Source organism: uncultured Pseudosulfitobacter sp. (assembly GCF_963976325.1).
GTDB lineage: Bacteria > Pseudomonadota > Alphaproteobacteria > Rhodobacterales > Rhodobacteraceae > Pseudosulfitobacter.
Window position 1 is genome coordinate 197,180 of record NZ_CAXBJW010000003.1, and the last position, 15,897, is coordinate 213,076.

Below are 15,897 nucleotides of genomic sequence, written 5' to 3' on the forward strand. Positions count from 1 at the left end.
GCGCGAAAATGGGGCATAAGTTCTGGGAACGCAAATCGCTGGACCAGATGACCGCCCCCGAATGGGAAGCCCTGTGCGACGGCTGCGGCAAATGCTGCCTGAACAAGCTGGAAGACGAAGACACCGGCGACGTGGCCCTGACCCGCATCGCCTGCCGTCTGCTGGACGACGCCACCTGCCGCTGCGCGCATTACGAAAACCGCCACCAGTTCGTGCCCGACTGTATCGTGCTGAAACCCTCGAACCTTGACACCCACGCCTACTGGATGCCGCAAACCTGCGCCTATCGCCTGTTGTGGGAAGGCAAACCGCTGCCCGAGTGGCATCCATTACTGACAGGAACGTCACAATCTGTACATGATGCGGGCGTGAGCGTACAAAACAGGACGCTCAGCGAATTTGATATTCCCGAAGAAGACTGGGAAGACCACATCATCGAGGAACCCACATAGATGTTTTTTGCCTCTGACAACGCCGGCCCCGTTCATCCGCAGGTCATGAACCGCATGATGCAGGACAACACGGGCCACGCCATGCCCTATGGCAACGATCCGGTGATGGACGAGGTGCGACAAGCCATCCGCCGCACGTTCGAGGCGCCCGAGGCCGAAGTGTTCCTTGTTGCCACAGGCACCGCCGCCAACTCGCTGGCGCTGGCGTGCTACACCGCCCCTTATGCCACCATCTTTTGCAGCAACGTCGCCCACATCCACGAAGACGAATGCAACGCCCCCGAATTCTATGCAGGCGGCGCCAAGCTGACGCTGGTACCTGGCGGCGACAAGATGACCCCCAAGGCGCTGCACGCGACCATCGCAAGCGAAGAGACGCGCGGTGTGCACGGGCCACAGCGCGGCCCCGTCAGCATCACTCAAGTGACCGAACGTGGCGAGGTCTATACGCTGGACGAGTTGCGCGCCCTGACCGCCGTGGCCCGCGAATTCGACCTGCCCGTCCATCTGGACGGCGCGCGTTTTGCCAATGCCATCAACACGCTGGACTGCACCCCTGCCGAAATGACGTGGAAATCGGGCGTCGACATCCTCAGCTTTGGCGGCACCAAGAACGGCTGCATGGGCGTCGAGGCGGTGGTGCTGTTCGACCCCGACAAGGCCTGGGAATTCGAGCTGCGCCGCAAACGCGGGGCGCATCTGTTTTCCAAGCACCGTTACCTGTCGTCACAGATGGCCGCCTATCTGGACGGCGACCTGTGGATGGAAACCGCCGCAGCCGCCAATGCCAACGCCCAGCGTCTGGCCGCAGGGCTGCGCGACAAGGGCGCCGAGTTTCTGCACCAGCCCGACGCCAACATGATCTTTGCCGCCTTCCCCCGCGCCGCCCACAAGCGGCTGCACGCGGCGGGCGCGAAATATTACATCTGGGAGGGCACGCTGGACGGCGAAGACCCCGACGAGATGGTCGCGGCCCGGCTGGTCTGCGACTGGTCGATCTCAGATTCGCAGATCGACCAGTTCCTAAGCCACCTTTAGACCGCGTCCAGAAACCGGCGCACTTCGGCGGCCACCATATCGGGGTGGGTGATCGGGGCCATGTGTCCCGCGCCCTTCAGCACAACGCGCTGCGCATGTGGAATACGGCGCAAGATGGCGCTGTTGGCCGCAGCAATGGTGCCATCGGACTGGTCCCCTTCCATCAGCATCACCGGGCATTTGATCACGTCCAGCGCGCCGGGCTTCAACAACCCGATGCTGTCACGCTGCACGGCGGGCGCTGATCCGGCGACAAAGTCGATGCGGTCGGCCATATACTGCCGCGTCTGCTCGGGAATTTCATCCCACGGCACCCCGTTGCCCCAGCCCCGGTTGAACGACCGCGCCGCCTGCATATTGTCGCCCGCCTGCATCGCTGCATCGAAATCCAGATTGCGCAGGCGGTATTCCTCGACCTTGGCCGGATCATCCGCCGCGACAAAGGCAAAGGCCACCGGCTCGATCAATGTCAGGCTGCGCACCCGTTCGGGGGCCTCGGCGGCCAGCCGCAGGGCCACAATCGCGCCAAAGCTGTGGCCGATCACGTCCATAGGCTCGGACAGCATGTCATGGCCCCACGCGGTCACCAGATCATGCAGATCGCCGGTGCCATCCCAATCAGGCGACTTGCCGTGGCTGGGCATGTCATAGGCGTGGATCGTCAGCCCGTCGCCCATCGCGTCGGCCATCCCACGCCACGCGCCGGAATGCGCCAGCGTGCAGTGGATCGCAAGGACCTGTCGAGGCCCCTTGCCATAGCGTCTTGAATGATACTGCATCCTTAAAGCTTGCCGGCCAGATGCATATCCAGATCGTCCAGACGGTCCTGCCCCCAGAACCGGTTGTCACCTTCGCAAATGTAGAACGGTGCGCCGAACACGCCGCGATTGGCGGCCTCTTCCAGATTGGCGGCATAGGTTTCGGCCCCCTGCAACAGACCGCTGTCTGCCAGCGAAGGCGAAAAACCGGCCTCTTCCAGACAGGCACGCACAACGTCATCCTGCGCGATGTCCTTTTCATCCGCCCAGACGGATCGCAGGAATGCAAACACCAGCTTGCCCACATCACCGCCACCCGCGTGGATCGCCGCAATAATCGCATAGGACGCAGGTGCGCCGTTTGTGGGCCAATACGCCGGTTTCAGGTTGAACGGCATATCCAGCTTCTTGGCCCACCGCACCAGTTCCTGCGCGCGGTATTCCTGGCGGCTGGGGTGGCGGTCCTTGGGTGGCGTGCCCCCGGTGCGGCCGAACAGGGCCACCACATCTGTGGGCTTATAGTTGATCGTTGCGCCGTGTTTGGCCGCAATCTGTTCCAGCCGCGTGCCCGCCAGGTAGGTATATGGCGACAGCACGGAAAAAAAATAGTCGATCTGGTGCATGTTCTTCTCCGATAGGGGGGTGTCCCGCTTTGCCGGACCGTAAGGCCATGCTAAGCGGTGTCAACGTCACGATTCTGTCACAAGCGCCTTGGGGGGCCACAAGACATGCCACACGTTCAGGAACCCAAGCTGATCGCCGGAAACGCCAACCAGCCGCTTGCACAGGCCATCGCACGCAGGATGTCGATGCACCGGGGCAAGAAAATGGGGTTGGTCGATGCCCGCGTCGAACGGTTCAACGATGGCGAGATTTTCGTCGAAGTCTACGAAAACGTCCGCGGCGAGGATATGTATATCATCCAGCCCACATCGAACCCTGCCAACGACAACCTGATGGAACTGCTGATCATGTGCGACGCGCTGCGCCGGTCCTCGGCCGCCCGCATCACCGCTGTGATCCCCTATTTCGGCTACGCGCGGCAGGATCGCCGCACCAAGGCCCGCACGCCGATCAGCGCCAAGCTGGTGGCCAACATGCTGGTCAGCGCCGGTGTCGAACGGGTTCTGACCATGGACCTGCACGCGGCCCAGATTCAGGGCTTTTTCGACATCCCCGTCGACAACCTGTATGCCTCGCCCATCTTTGCCTTGGACATCGCCAACCAGTTCCGCGACCGCATGGGCGACCTGATGATCGTCTCGCCCGATGTGGGCGGCGTGGCCCGCGCACGCGAGCTGGCCAAACGCCTGAACGCCCCGCTGTCCATCGTCGACAAGCGCCGCGAGAAACCCGGCGAGATAGCCGAGATGACCGTGATCGGTGACGTGAAAGACAAGGTTGCATTGATCGTCGACGACATGTGCGACACCGCCGGCACCCTGTGCAAAGCCGCCGAAGTGCTGATGGAAAACGGTGCCAAGGAAGTGCACAGCTATATCAGCCACGGCGTGATGAGCGGCCCCGCGGTCGAGCGTGTGACAAATTCGGTGATGAAATCGCTGGTGATCACCGACACGATCGCGCCGACCAAGGCGATCCTTGATGCGCCGAACATCCGTGTCGTGCCCACCGCCCCGATCTTTGCCCAGGCCATTCTGAACATCTGGAACGGCACCTCGGTCAGTTCGCTGTTTGAACAGGACACGCTGGGCCCGATCTATGACGGCATGTACGCAGCCGAGTAATCACAGGCTTCATCTTGCCAGAAAACTCCGGGGACGCGCCGTAGGCGCGGGGGCAGAGCCCCTCCCCCTGTCTCAGTACAGATCCCAGTCCTCGGGGTCTGCCACCTCTCCGATGGCCGTCCAGCTGACCCGCACCCGTGCCACGCGGGTGTCGCCCCATGTGCGAAACACCAGGTCAAAGCCGTCTTCGGTGATCGTTTCGGTCGAGATGTCGGCGCGGATGACGGTCGTGGCGTCCATATCCCACAAACTGATCGCCGCCTGAATGGCAGGCGGCGTACGGTACCGTTCGCTGAAAGAAATACGCCGCCGCCGCTCGCGCTGGCCGCGACCGGTCCACATCTCGCCGCCGTCCTCGAAATCCGAGAACAGCACAGGGTCGCCCTGTTCGATACCGATCATGTAATTGCGTAGTTTTTTCAATGGTTTTGGCCTTGTTCGCACGATACGCGCCCGTATTGCGCCTGCATCACCTCAGAGATGCAGAATGCACAACAATATGGCCAGAATGCAAGAAGGCCCCGAAATTTTCGGGGCCTTTTCAGTGATTTGGCGTTAACGATTACAGGCTGGGCTGTTTGGTGCTCAGACCGATTTCGCTGCCCATGGCGACCATGTCGCCCAGCAGCTTGGCCGCGTCGTCGACGGGGCCCGGTTCGTTTTGCCAGTTTTCTTTGGCCGTTTTGTACATATTCTCGGCTTCTGTGTACATCTCGTCGAGATGTTCCTGAGTCATGTCGCCACGCGCCAGTGCGCGTTCGGCCAGAACGGTCACGCCTTCGGCGTTGATCTCGGCAAAGCCGCCGGTGACAACGTATTCGGCTGTCTTGCCGTCGGCTTCGACCCGCAACAGGCCAGGACGCAGCGTGGTGATGGTCGGCGCGTGGCCTGCCATCACGGTCAGATCCCCATCGGCGCCGGGGATCGAAACCGAGGTCGCGGCGTGCGAGGCAAGGCTGCGCGCGGGCGAAACCAGATCGAATTGCATATCTGCCACTTGTGTTCCCCTTGGATCAGGCACGTCACCCGGACGGCAAAGCGCCATCCGGGATCGGTGATTGGGATTTAGGCCGCGTCAGCCGCCATTTTTTCGGCTTTGGCGATCACTTCGTTGATGCCGCCAACCATGTAGAAGGCACCTTCGGGCAGGTGATCGTATTCACCGGCCACAACCGCCTTGAACGACGAGATGGTGTCTTCCAACGGAACCTGCACACCGTCCGAGCCGGTGAACACTTTCGCCACGTCGAAAGGCTGCGACAGGAAGCGTTCGATCTTACGCGCACGGGCAACGGCCAGTTTGTCTTCTTCCGACAGTTCGTCCATGCCCAGAATCGCGATGATGTCTTGCAGCGACTTGTAGCGTTGCAGAACCTGCTGCACGTCGGTCGCGACTTTGTAGTGTTCGTCACCGATGATCAGCGGATCCAGCAGACGCGAGGTCGAGCCCAGCGGGTCCACGGCGGGATAGATGCCTTTTTCCGAAATCGAGCGGTCCAGAACGGTTGTCGCGTCGAGGTGGGCAAAGGATGTCGCAGGCGCGGGGTCGGTCAAGTCGTCCGCGGGAACGTACACGGCCTGAACCGATGTGATCGAACCGTTTTTGGTCGACGAGATGCGTTCCTGCATGGCGCCCATGTCGGTTGCCAGTGTCGGCTGATAGCCCACAGCCGAAGGAATACGGCCCAGCAAAGCCGACACTTCCGAACCCGCCTGGGTAAAGCGGAAGATGTTGTCGACAAAGAACAGAACGTCAGACCCTGTGTCGTCACGGAACTGTTCCGCCAGCGACAGGCCGGTCAGAGCGATCCGCATACGCGCACCGGGAGGTTCGTTCATCTGGCCGTAGACCAGCGCAATTTTCGAGTCGGGCAGGTTGTCGGGAACGATAACGCCGGATTCGATCATTTCGTAGTAAAGGTCGTTGCCTTCACGGGTCCGCTCGCCAACACCGGCGAACACGGACACGCCCGAGTGCACTTTTGCGATGTTGTTGATCAGTTCCATGATCAGAACGGTTTTGCCAACGCCGGCACCGCCGAACAGACCAATTTTACCACCCTTGGTGTAGGGGGCCAGCAGGTCGATAACCTTGATGCCTGTGGTCAGGATCTCGGTCGCTGTCGACTGTTGGTCGAACGCGGGCGCTTCGCCGTGGATCGAACGTGTTTCTGTCGCGTCAACGGGGCCTTTTTCGTCAACGGGGTCGCCGGTGACGTTCAGGATGCGGCCCAATGTGCCGGGACCGACGGGCACCTGAATGGGCGCACCGGTGTCGGTCACGGGCGCGCCGCGCACCAGACCTTCGGTGGCGTCCATCGCAATGGTACGCACGGTGTTTTCGCCAAGGTGCTGGGCCACTTCCAGAACCAGCGGGCGGCCGTTGTTTTCTGTTGTCAGAGCGTTCAGGATCTCTGGCAGGTTGTCGTCAAAGTGGACGTCGACGACGGCCCCGATGACCTGGGTGATTTTTCCGACTGCATTTGCCATGTCGTATTACTCCGGTTTGTCTTAGAGCGCCTCGGCGCCCGAAATGATTTCAATCAGCTCGTTGGTGATCACGGCCTGACGCGAACGGTTGTACTGAATGGTCAGCTTTTCGATCATGTCGCCTGCGTTGCGGGTGGCGTTGTCCATGGCGGACATCCGTGCGCCCTGTTCGGACGCCCCGTTTTCCAGCAGAGCCGAGAAGATCGCAGTTGCAATCGCACGCGGCAGCAAGTCGGCCAGAACGGCCTCTTCGCTGGGCTCGTAATCATAGACGGTCGAACCATCGACATCGGCAGCCGCATCAGCGGGCACCTCGAACGGAATGATCTGTTGGGCTGTGGGCGTCTGGCTCACAACGTTCACGAACTTCGAATAGAAGATCGTGGCAACATCAAATTCACCTTCGTCAAAACGGCCAAGGATGTCCTTGGCGATGCCTTGGGCGTCGGGGTAGCTGACACGCTTGACCTCGGTCAGGTCCACGTGACCGACAAAGCGCGATCCAAGATCGCGTTTCATGGAGTCACGGCCTTTTTTGCCAACGGTCAGGATTTTGACGGTCTTGCCCGCCGCTTCCAGTTCCGCCGCCTTGGCCTTGGCCTTTTTCGAGATGTTCGCGTTGAAACCACCGCACAGGCCACGTTCTGCGGTCATGACGACCAACAGGTGTGTCTGGTCGTTGCCTGTACCGCTGAGCAGTTGGGGCGCAGAATCAGACCCACCCACAGACGAAGCCAGCCCTGCCATCACGGAATTGAACCGCTCTGTGTAGGGCCGCGACTGTTCGGCAGCTTCTTGGGCGCGGCGAAGTTTCGCCGCGGCCACCATTTGCATGGCTTTTGTGATCTTCCGAGTGTTCTTCACACTCTGGATCCGGTTTTTAAGGTCCTTGAGATTTGGCATTGCCTTATCTCTCCTTAAGCGAAGTCAGTTGCGAAGGTGTCCAGAGCTGCACGCAGCTTGTCTGCGGCATCGCCCTTGATCTTGGGATCTTCGTTTGTGATCCAATCCAGAACATCCTGATGCTTGGAACGCATGTGCGCCAGCATGCCCGCTTCCCAGCGGCCCACGTCCTTGATCGCGACCTTGTCCAGGTAGCCGTTGGTGCCTGCAAAGATGACGCAGACGATTTCGGCGTTGGTCAGGGGCGAATACTGCGGCTGTTTCATCAGCTCGGTCAGACGCGCACCACGGTTCAGCAACGCCTGGGTCGAGGCATCAAGGTCGGAACCGAACTGGGCGAAAGCCGCCATTTCACGGTATTGCGCCAGCGACAGTTTCACCGGGCCTGCAACGCTGGACATCGCGCTGGTTTGCGCCGACGAGCCAACCCGCGACACCGACAGACCGGTGTTCACAGCAGGACGGATACCTTGGTAGAACAGTTCGGTTTCCAGGAAGATCTGGCCGTCGGTGATCGAAATCACGTTGGTCGGAATAAACGCGGAAACGTCGCCACCTTGGGTTTCGATGATCGGCAGAGCTGTCAGCGAGCCCGAGCCGTTGTCTTCGTTCAGCTTGGCCGAACGTTCCAGCAGGCGCGAGTGCAGATAGAAAACGTCGCCGGGGTACGCTTCGCGGCCGGGCGGGCGGCGCAGCAGCAGCGACATCTGGCGGTAGGAGACCGCTTGTTTGGAAAGGTCATCATAGATGATCAGCGCGTGGCGGCCGTTGTCGCGGTAGAATTCCGCCATGGCTGTCGCGGTGTAGGGTGCCAGGTACTGCATCGGCGCGGGGTCCGACGCGGTGGCGGCAACCACTGTGGTGTATTCGATGGCGCCGCTCTCTTCGAGCTTTTTCACCAGCTGGGCAACGGTCGAACGCTTTTGACCGATGGCAACATAGATGCAGTACAGCTTCTTGCTTTCATCGTCGCCGGCGGCGTCGTTGTAGGATTTCTGGTTCAGGATCGCGTCCAGAGCCACGGCGGTTTTGCCGGTCTGACGGTCACCAATGATCAGCTCGCGCTGGCCACGGCCGATCGGGATCATCGCGTCGACCGATTTCAGGCCGGTTGCCATCGGTTCGTGAACCGATTTACGCGGGATGATGCCCGGTGCCTTGACGTCCGCCACGCGACGCTCGGTGGCGTTCAGCGGGCCCTTGCCGTCCAGCGGGTTGCCCAGACCGTCCAGAACGCGGCCCAGCAGTTCGTCACCAACGGGAACGTCCACGATCGAGTTGGTGCGTTTGACAACGTCACCTTCCTTGATGTCGCGGTCGGAGCCGAAGATCACGACGCCGACGTTGTCGCTTTCCAGGTTCAAGGCCATGCCTTGAATGCCGCCGGGGAATTCGACCATCTCGCCGGCCTGAACATTGTCCAGACCATAGACACGGGCGATACCGTCACCGACGCTCAGAACGCGGCCGACTTCGGCGACTTCTGCTTCTTGACCAAAATTCTTGATCTGGTCTTTCAGGATCGCAGAAATTTCTGCTGCTTGGATACCCATTTATCCGACCTCTTTCATTACGTTCTGGAGGGAATTGAGCTTGGAGCGGATCGACGTGTCGATCATCTTCGAGCCCACTTTGACGACAAGACCGCCGATGAGGCTTTCATCAACGGTCGCATGAATAGTCACGGTTTTGCCCATCGACGCGGTCAGCGTCTTGGCCAGTTTGTCAGACTGCGTCTTGGTCAGCGCCTTGGCCGAAGTGACGTCGGCTGTTACTTCGCCTTTGTCTTCGGCGATCAGGTCACGCAGGGTTTGAACCAGTTGCGGCAGCACGAACAGGCGACGCTTTTGCGCCATCAGTGCCAGCGTGTTGGACATCACGCCCGACAGTTTCATCTTTTTCGCCAGTGCCGTCACAGCCGCGCCTTGCTGGTCGCGGGTGTAGATCGGTGAATGGATCATGGCGTTAAAGTCGCCCGACTCTGCCATTGCGTCTTGCAAGGCGGCAATATCGGTCTCAATGGCTTTTACGTCATTGGCCTCTTTGGCCAAGTCGTAGACGGCACTCGCATATCGTTTGGCGATGCCTGTGGAGATCGAAGCTGGTTCGGACACGTCCACCCTTCCAATGTCTGGCCCCGATCTTCGACACTTGGGTGCCGATAGAACGAGGGTGTTGGCGCGGGCTGATGGGCATCAATCCGCTGAAATCAGGGGGGATGTATCAGACCCCCGCGCACCCCGCAACTGTCGTCAGCACCCTGCGGAAAAGGGTGTTATTATTTAATTTCAGCACCTTACCTCAAGTGCGACGCTTTGGACCGTCGAATTTGTTAAAAAACTCTTCCGATCAGCGCCCGTGAATGAGCGATTCCTGCGCAATCACCACAATTTTACCATGCCACGCGGCAGAGTGCAGCCCGCGCTTCATCTTGCCCGAAAACTCCGGGGGACGGCCGCAGGCCGGGGGGCTGGCCCCCGCGCCGGTCCGGGCCGCAAAGGCTAGTGGTCAAAGCCCGGATTGGTCCGCTTCAGCTTGCGCATCAGCCCGGGCCAGATCAGGTTATCGCCATAGCCCGGCGTAAACGCACCCTTGGCTTGCGCCTGCACGGTGTCGGCCATGGCCTGATCTTCCTCGTGCAGGTTGTCGGTGCCCGCCGCCTGCGCAAAGATCTGCGTCTTGCAGGCGTTTTCCAGGAAATACATCCGCAGGAAAGCAATCGCACAGTTCGGCCCCACGGTCAGCGTGCCGTGATTGCGCAGCATCAACAGCGACTTGTCGCCCAGATCGTTGACGATACGTTCCCGCTCGTCCAGCTCCAGCGCGATGCCCTCATAGTCGTGATAGGCCAGATCGTTGTTCACGATCATCGAGAACTGCGTATAGCGCCGCAGCCCGCCGTTCTGCACCGACACGGCCACACCGTAGGGCGTGTGCACATGGATCACACAGCCCGCATCATGGCGCGCCGCGTGAATGGCCGAATGGATGGTGAAACCCGCCGGATTGATGTTGTAAGGCGTATCCTGACAGATGTTGCCCTCAAGGTCGATCTTGACCAGCGACGACGCCGTCATTTCATCGAACATCACGCCGTATGGGTTGATCAGGAACCGCTCGGCCCCGTCCTCGTCCGGCAGGCGCGCCGAGATGTGGGTGAACACCAGGTCGGTCCAGCCGTGCATCGCGCACAGACGATACGTGGCGGCCAGTTGGCAGCGCAGCGCCCATTCTTCTTCCGAGACTTTGCCCTTCAGCGAAGGCATCTCCATCGGATCGGGCATGTCCTTGATGTCCATGGCGGTCGGCATGGCGGTGGCGGCGTCTTTCATCTGTCTCTCCTCCCAGAGTCGTGCGTGCTGGCGCGCAGTCTAAACACTTCGTCGGCCGTTGGGAAATGACGCCGCGTTCATTTTTGATCTGTCAGCGTAAACCAGCGTCGCTTGCCCCTAGGACGGCTCGCGCGTGCGCCCCACGACAGGCTCGGTCAGCCCTTCCAGAACGCTGACCCGTTTGCGCACGCGGCTTGTGGTTCCCTTGGGCGGATAGACCAGCTTGGACGCCTCGACCATGAACGCGCCGCCTGCGATCATGCCGGGCATCGCACGGCCCACGCCCTCGAACATGCCTGCGGATTTCATCCACAGCCGTCGGCCCGATGGGAACTGGTACAGCGCGCCCACATGGCGTTCAGGCAGAAACTGGTGTTTGCGCAACTGCGTTTCCAACTGCGAGGCCGAATAGGGCCGACCGTAACCAAACGGCGTGCGGTCGCGCCGCGACCACAGGCCCGCGCGGTTGGGCACGATAAACAGCGCCTTGCCCCCCGGCCCCAGCACCCGCCAGCATTCTTCCAGCAAATCCTGTGGCCGGTCCGAGGTTTCCAGCCCGTGCATCACCACCAGCTTGTCCACGTGGCCGGTTTCAATCGGCCACATGGTTTCCTCGATCAGTGCCGACACGTTTTGCTGCCCCGCAGGCCAGGGCATGACCCCCTGCGGTCCGGGCATCAGTGCCATCACCCGCCGCGCGTCTTGCAGATAGGGACGCAACAGCGGCACGGCAAAGCCATAGCCCGCAACGGTCTGGCCCTTGGCCTCGGGCCACAGTTGCAGCATTCGACCGCGCAGCGATTTCTGCGCCGCACGCCCCAGCGCACTGCGATAATAGAAATTGCGCAAGTCCTGTACGTCGAGGTGCATTGCAGCCCTTCATCGGATCGGCCAAGCTGGCCCTTACGCCGATCCTATCAACCGTGAAGGAAATGACCATGCCTCTTGAACTCGTCACAGTGCCCTGCCTTGAAGACAACTATGCCTTTTTGGTCCATGACGCGGACAGCGGCGAAACCGCGGTGATCGACGTGCCCGAAGCGCAACCGATCAAGGACGCACTGGCCGCGCGCGGCTGGACGCTAAGCCATGTGTTGCTGACCCATCACCATTGGGACCATGTGGACGGGTTGCCCGACCTGCTGGCGGATCATCCGGCCAAGGTGATTGGCGCATCCGCCGATGCCCACCGCCTGCCGCCGCTGGATCTGGCGGTCGCCGAAGGCGACAGTTTCACCGTGGGCGGCGATTCTATCGAGGTTCTGGATGTCAGCGGCCACACCGTCGGGCATATCGCGTTTCACGCGCCCGGATCGAAACTGGTGTTCACCGCCGACAGTCTGATGGCGTTGGGCTGTGGCCGTCTGTTTGAAGGCACGCCCGCCCAGATGCTGGACAGCATGACCAAGCTGGCCGCCCTGCCCGGCGACACCACGGTCTGTTCCGGTCACGAATACACCACAACCAATGCAAAATTCGCCGCCACTGTTGATCCTGAAAACGCCGCACTTATATCCCGTACACAGGACATCGCGGACAAACGCGCCGCCGGGATGCCCACTGTCCCCTCCAAGCTACAGCTTGAACTGGACACGAACCCTTTTCTGCGCGCCTCTGACCCTGCCATCGCCCGCACCCTGGACATGACAGGCGCAACGCCACTGGACGTCTTTACCGAAATCCGCGCCCGTCGCGACCGGTTCTGACGTCCCCCACACGCAACAATCGACAGCATTTCTTTCAGGTTTGCCACTTTTGTGACTGGATTATGAAAGAAAACCCTTGAAGCCAGCCGTCGATCAACCAAACTCTAACAGTATGAGGCCATGGTTGGCAGCGGGCACCCAAACGCCCTCACCGACCCAGATCAGAAGGAGCACGAGCGTGCCTTCATTCTCGACGACATTGGAAAAAGCAATCCATTCCGCGCTGGCGCTGGCAAACGAGCGTCGCCACGAATTCGCAACGCTGGAGCATTTGCTGCTGGCGCTGGTGGATGAACCCGACGCCAAACGCGTCATGCAGGCGTGCAGCGTCGATGTGGACGAACTGCGCACCACGCTGAACGAATTTGTCGACGAGGATCTGTCGAACCTTGTGACAGACATCGACGGCAGCGAAGCGGTGCCCACAGCGGCGTTCCAGCGCGTTATTCAGCGCGCTGCGATCCATGTGCAATCATCGGGCCGCACCGAAGTGACCGGTGCCAACGTGCTGGTCGCCATCTTTGCCGAACGCGAAAGCAATGCGGCTTATTTCCTGCAAGAACAGGACATGACCCGCTATGACGCGGTCAACTTTATCGCCCACGGCGTCGCCAAGGACCCCGCGTTTGGCGATCCGCGCCCTGTCTCGGGCGCGCCCGAGCACGAGGAAGAGCCACAAGGCGTGACCGAAGGCGAGAAAAAGGATTCGGCGCTTGAGAAATATTGCGTCGATCTGAACGCCAAATCGCGCGAGGGCGACATTGACCCGCTGATCGGCCGCGACAGCGAAGTGGAACGGTGCATTCAGGTTCTGTGCCGCCGGCGCAAGAACAACCCGCTGCTGGTGGGTGACCCCGGCGTCGGCAAAACCGCCATCGCCGAAGGTCTGGCACGCAAGATCGTATCGGGCGAAACCCCCGAGGTTCTGGCCAACACCACGATTTATTCGCTCGACATGGGCGCATTGCTGGCGGGCACCCGCTATCGCGGTGATTTCGAGGAACGGCTGAAAGCGGTCGTGACCGAGCTGGAAGCGCACAAGGACGCGGTTCTGTTCATCGACGAGATTCACACCGTGATCGGCGCCGGTGCCACATCGGGCGGCGCGATGGACGCGTCAAACCTGCTGAAGCCCGCGCTTCAGGGGGGCAAACTGCGCACCATGGGGTCGACCACCTACAAGGAATTCCGCCAGCATTTCGAAAAGGACCGCGCCCTGTCGCGCCGGTTCCAGAAAATCGACGTCAGTGAACCGTCGGTCGAAGATGCGGTGAAGATCCTGCGGGGATTGAAGCCCTATTTCGAGGATCACCATTCGGTGAAATACACCTCGGATGCGATCAAGACCTCGGTGGAACTGGCCAGCCGGTACATCAACGACCGCAAACTGCCCGACAGCGCCATCGACGTCATCGACGAAGCCGGTGCCGCGCAGCATCTGGTTGTCGCCAACAAGCGGCGCAAAACCATCGGCACCAAGGAGATCGAGGCCGTCGTGGCCAAGATCGCCCGCATCCCGCCGAAAAACGTGTCGAAAGACGACGCTGCCGTGCTGAAAGACCTGGAAGGGTCGCTGAAACGGGTGGTTTTCGGTCAGGACAACGCCATCGAAGCCCTCGCCTCGGCGATCAAACTGTCGCGGGCGGGTCTGCGCGAGCCGGAGAAACCCATCGGCAACTACCTGTTCGCGGGGCCAACCGGCGTGGGCAAAACCGAAGTGGCAAAACAACTGGCCGATACGCTGGGTGTGGAACTGCTGCGCTTCGACATGTCGGAATACATGGAGAAACACGCGGTCAGCCGTCTGATCGGCGCGCCTCCGGGCTATGTCGGGTTTGATCAGGGTGGTCTGCTGACCGACGGGATCGACCAGCACCCGCATTGCGTTCTGCTGCTGGACGAGATGGAAAAGGCGCACCCGGATGTCTACAACATCCTGTTGCAGGTCATGGACCATGGCCGCCTGACCGACCACAACGGTCGCACGGTGGACTTCCGCAACGTGGTGCTGATCATGACATCGAACGCCGGTGCGGCGGAGCAGGCGAAAGAGGCGATCGGCTTTGGCCGCGACCGTCGCGAGGGCGAGGACACAGCCGCCATCGAACGCACGTTCACGCCGGAATTCCGCAACCGTCTGGACGCGGTGATCAGCTTTGCACCGCTGCCCAAGGCCGTGATCCTGCAAGTGGTCGAAAAGTTCGTGCTGCAACTTGAAGCACAACTGATGGACCGTGGCGTGACCATCGAACTGACCCGCCCCGCCGCCGAATGGCTGGCCGACAAAGGGTACGACAGCAAGATGGGCGCGCGCCCGCTGGGCCGTGTGATCCAGGAGCACATCAAAAAGCCGCTGGCCGAGGAATTGCTGTTCGGCAAGCTGGCCAAGGGTGGTGTGGTCAAGGTCGGCATGAAAAACGGCGTGCTGGACCTGAAGGTTGAAGGGCCGGACAAGCCGCGCATTTCGGGCAACAAGCCGCCCCTGCTGACGGCGGAATGATCCGGGCGGTTTGCACCGCCTTTACACTGACGCTCGCCGCAGGGATGCCTGCGGCGGGCGATCCTGTTTTGACGCCCCCGATTGACTGCGATCTGGGACGCGACTGTTTCATCCAGCAATACGTCGATCACGACCCCGGCAAAGGCGCATCCGACTACCTGTGCGCCCCGCTCAGCTATGACGCGCACAAGGGCACCGATTTCGGCCTGCGCACCCTGCAACAGATGCAGGCGGGCGTAAACGTGCTGGCCAGCGCCGACGGCACCGTCAAGGGCGTGCGCGACGGCGTGGTCGATCGCGCCTACTCTGCCGCCAATGCCGAACAGGTCGCGGGCCGCGAATGCGGCAACGGCGTGGTGATCGACCACGGCGACGGCTGGGAAACCCAATATTGCCACATGAAAAAGGACAGCGTCGCCGTGCGTTCAGGTGACAAGGTCCAGCGTGGCGCTGTGCTGGGTCAGGTCGGCATCAGCGGCCGCGCCCAGTTTCCCCATGTTCACCTGAGCGTGCGCCACAACGGCGAAACCATCGACCCCTTCGACCCCGATGGCCAAATCACCTGCGGCACGCCCGATACCAGAACCCTGTGGCAATCCCCGCCCCCGTACAGGGCAGGCGGCATTCTTGACGTGGGCTTTTCCGACAGCGTCCCCGCCTATGATGATGTCAAATCAGGCCGCGCCGCCAAGGCAGCCCTGCCCGCCGACGCGCCTGCACTTGTGGTCTACGGCTATGCCTTTGGCGGGCAGACGGGCGACAAGATACACATTGATCTGACCGGACCGGATGGCAAGGTTCTGGATCAAACCGTCACCCTGGACAAAGCGCAGGCGCAATTCTTCCGCGCCATCGGCAAACGCCTGAAAGGGGCCGCGTGGACTGCGGGCACCTATTCCGGCAGCGTCACACTGATCCGCAAAGGCCGCCAGATCGACACCCGCCAAGCCGAGATTACGCTGCGCTGACG

Annotated in this window: 16 protein-coding genes; 6 read left to right on the forward strand and 10 right to left on the reverse strand. The window is 61.1% G+C overall.

Annotated elements, in window-relative coordinates; all coding sequences use genetic code 11:
- The first annotated feature begins 8 nt into the window (after window positions 1-8).
- Both AAC077_RS12020 and AAC077_RS12025 read left to right on the forward strand, forming a co-directional pair.
- On the forward strand, window positions 9-452 hold the full coding sequence (locus tag AAC077_RS12020) for a YcgN family cysteine cluster protein (protein ID WP_339770294.1): 444 nt from the start codon (window positions 9-11) through the stop codon (window positions 450-452).
- Entirely contained in the window at window positions 453-1,490 is a 1,038-nt protein-coding gene (locus AAC077_RS12025) for a beta-eliminating lyase-related protein (RefSeq protein ID WP_339769897.1), read from the forward strand. It begins immediately after the preceding gene.
- On the opposite strand, the gene AAC077_RS12030 is transcribed toward AAC077_RS12025, so the two are convergent.
- Window positions 1,487-2,269, reverse strand: coding sequence for an alpha/beta hydrolase (locus AAC077_RS12030; protein WP_339769899.1), 783 nt, complete (start codon window positions 2,267-2,269; stop codon window positions 1,487-1,489). The genes AAC077_RS12025 and AAC077_RS12030 overlap by 4 nt on opposite strands.
- A gap of 2 nt (window positions 2,270-2,271) precedes the next feature.
- Window positions 2,272-2,871: a 2-hydroxychromene-2-carboxylate isomerase gene (locus AAC077_RS12035; protein WP_339769900.1), complete on the reverse strand. Its 600-nt coding sequence runs from the start codon at window positions 2,869-2,871 to the stop codon at window positions 2,272-2,274.
- A 105-nt stretch (window positions 2,872-2,976) separates the two neighbouring features.
- Here AAC077_RS12035 and AAC077_RS12040 point away from each other — a divergent pair, with 105 nt between their 5' ends.
- Window positions 2,977-3,996, forward strand: a complete 1,020-nt coding sequence (locus AAC077_RS12040) for a ribose-phosphate pyrophosphokinase (protein ID WP_339769902.1) — start codon at window positions 2,977-2,979, stop codon at window positions 3,994-3,996.
- A gap of 72 nt (window positions 3,997-4,068) precedes the next feature.
- Here AAC077_RS12040 and AAC077_RS12045 read toward each other — a convergent pair whose 3' ends face one another.
- The 8 genes from AAC077_RS12045 to AAC077_RS12080 all read right to left on the reverse strand — a co-directional run bounded on the left by AAC077_RS12045 (window position 4,069) and on the right by AAC077_RS12080 (window position 11,591).
- A complete protein-coding gene (locus tag AAC077_RS12045; RefSeq protein ID WP_339769904.1) occupies window positions 4,069-4,398 on the reverse strand; it encodes an H-type lectin domain-containing protein in 330 nt (109 codons plus the stop codon).
- Between the two features lie 160 nt (window positions 4,399-4,558).
- Entirely contained in the window at window positions 4,559-4,993 is a 435-nt protein-coding gene (locus AAC077_RS12050; protein WP_339769906.1) for a F0F1 ATP synthase subunit epsilon, read from the reverse strand.
- A 68-nt stretch (window positions 4,994-5,061) separates the two neighbouring features.
- Entirely contained in the window at window positions 5,062-6,486 is a 1,425-nt protein-coding gene (atpD, locus tag AAC077_RS12055; protein ID WP_339769908.1) for a F0F1 ATP synthase subunit beta, read from the reverse strand.
- Window positions 6,487-6,507: 21 nt separating this feature from the next.
- On the reverse strand, window positions 6,508-7,389 hold the full coding sequence (locus AAC077_RS12060) for a F0F1 ATP synthase subunit gamma (protein WP_339769910.1): 882 nt from the start codon (window positions 7,387-7,389) through the stop codon (window positions 6,508-6,510).
- A 14-nt stretch (window positions 7,390-7,403) separates the two neighbouring features.
- Window positions 7,404-8,942: a F0F1 ATP synthase subunit alpha gene (atpA, locus tag AAC077_RS12065; RefSeq protein ID WP_339769912.1), complete on the reverse strand. Its 1,539-nt coding sequence runs from the start codon at window positions 8,940-8,942 to the stop codon at window positions 7,404-7,406.
- Entirely contained in the window at window positions 8,943-9,503 is a 561-nt protein-coding gene (locus AAC077_RS12070; protein WP_339769914.1) for a F0F1 ATP synthase subunit delta, read from the reverse strand.
- 387 nt (window positions 9,504-9,890) lie between these two features.
- The gene (locus AAC077_RS12075; RefSeq protein WP_339769916.1) at window positions 9,891-10,721 is read right to left on the reverse strand and encodes a class II aldolase/adducin family protein; all 831 of its coding nucleotides are present in this window, start codon (window positions 10,719-10,721) and stop codon (window positions 9,891-9,893) included.
- Window positions 10,722-10,838: 117 nt separating this feature from the next.
- The gene (locus AAC077_RS12080) at window positions 10,839-11,591 is read right to left on the reverse strand and encodes a methyltransferase domain-containing protein (RefSeq protein WP_339769919.1); all 753 of its coding nucleotides are present in this window, start codon (window positions 11,589-11,591) and stop codon (window positions 10,839-10,841) included.
- A 68-nt stretch (window positions 11,592-11,659) separates the two neighbouring features.
- Here AAC077_RS12080 and gloB point away from each other — a divergent pair, with 68 nt between their 5' ends.
- From gloB to AAC077_RS12095, 3 genes are all read left to right on the forward strand, one after another.
- The gene (gloB, locus tag AAC077_RS12085; protein ID WP_339769921.1) at window positions 11,660-12,427 is read left to right on the forward strand and encodes a hydroxyacylglutathione hydrolase; all 768 of its coding nucleotides are present in this window, start codon (window positions 11,660-11,662) and stop codon (window positions 12,425-12,427) included.
- A gap of 178 nt (window positions 12,428-12,605) precedes the next feature.
- Entirely contained in the window at window positions 12,606-14,927 is a 2,322-nt protein-coding gene (clpA, locus tag AAC077_RS12090) for an ATP-dependent Clp protease ATP-binding subunit ClpA (protein WP_339769922.1), read from the forward strand.
- Window positions 14,924-15,895 (forward strand): M23 family metallopeptidase, encoded by a 972-nt coding sequence (locus tag AAC077_RS12095; RefSeq protein WP_339769924.1) that lies wholly within the window; start codon window positions 14,924-14,926, stop codon window positions 15,893-15,895. The genes clpA and AAC077_RS12095 overlap by 4 nt, the downstream gene beginning before the upstream one ends.
- The last annotated feature ends 2 nt before the right edge of the window (window positions 15,896-15,897 follow it).

Excerpts from the sequence above, each read along its gene's own strand:
- AAC077_RS12095 (WP_339769924.1), top strand. The coding sequence starts at position 14,924 with ATGATCCGGGCGGTTTGCACCGCCTTTACACTGACGCTCGCCGCAGGG.
- gloB (WP_339769921.1), top strand. The coding sequence starts at position 11,660 with ATGCCTCTTGAACTCGTCACAGTGCCCTGCCTTGAAGACAACTATGCC.
- AAC077_RS12025 (WP_339769897.1), top strand. The coding sequence starts at position 453 with ATGTTTTTTGCCTCTGACAACGCCGGCCCCGTTCATCCGCAGGTCATG.
- AAC077_RS12080 (WP_339769919.1), bottom strand. The coding sequence starts at position 11,591 with ATGCACCTCGACGTACAGGACTTGCGCAATTTCTATTATCGCAGTGCG.
- AAC077_RS12060 (WP_339769910.1), bottom strand. The coding sequence starts at position 7,389 with ATGCCAAATCTCAAGGACCTTAAAAACCGGATCCAGAGTGTGAAGAAC.
- atpD (WP_339769908.1), bottom strand. The coding sequence starts at position 6,486 with ATGGCAAATGCAGTCGGAAAAATCACCCAGGTCATCGGGGCCGTCGTC.
- atpA (WP_339769912.1), bottom strand. The coding sequence starts at position 8,942 with ATGGGTATCCAAGCAGCAGAAATTTCTGCGATCCTGAAAGACCAGATC.
- AAC077_RS12045 (WP_339769904.1), bottom strand. The coding sequence starts at position 4,398 with ATGATCGGTATCGAACAGGGCGACCCTGTGCTGTTCTCGGATTTCGAG.
- AAC077_RS12040 (WP_339769902.1), top strand. The coding sequence starts at position 2,977 with ATGCCACACGTTCAGGAACCCAAGCTGATCGCCGGAAACGCCAACCAG.
- AAC077_RS12075 (WP_339769916.1), bottom strand. The coding sequence starts at position 10,721 with ATGAAAGACGCCGCCACCGCCATGCCGACCGCCATGGACATCAAGGAC.
- AAC077_RS12020 (WP_339770294.1), top strand. The coding sequence starts at position 9 with ATGGGGCATAAGTTCTGGGAACGCAAATCGCTGGACCAGATGACCGCC.
- AAC077_RS12030 (WP_339769899.1), bottom strand. The coding sequence starts at position 2,269 with ATGCAGTATCATTCAAGACGCTATGGCAAGGGGCCTCGACAGGTCCTT.
- AAC077_RS12035 (WP_339769900.1), bottom strand. The coding sequence starts at position 2,871 with ATGCACCAGATCGACTATTTTTTTTCCGTGCTGTCGCCATATACCTAC.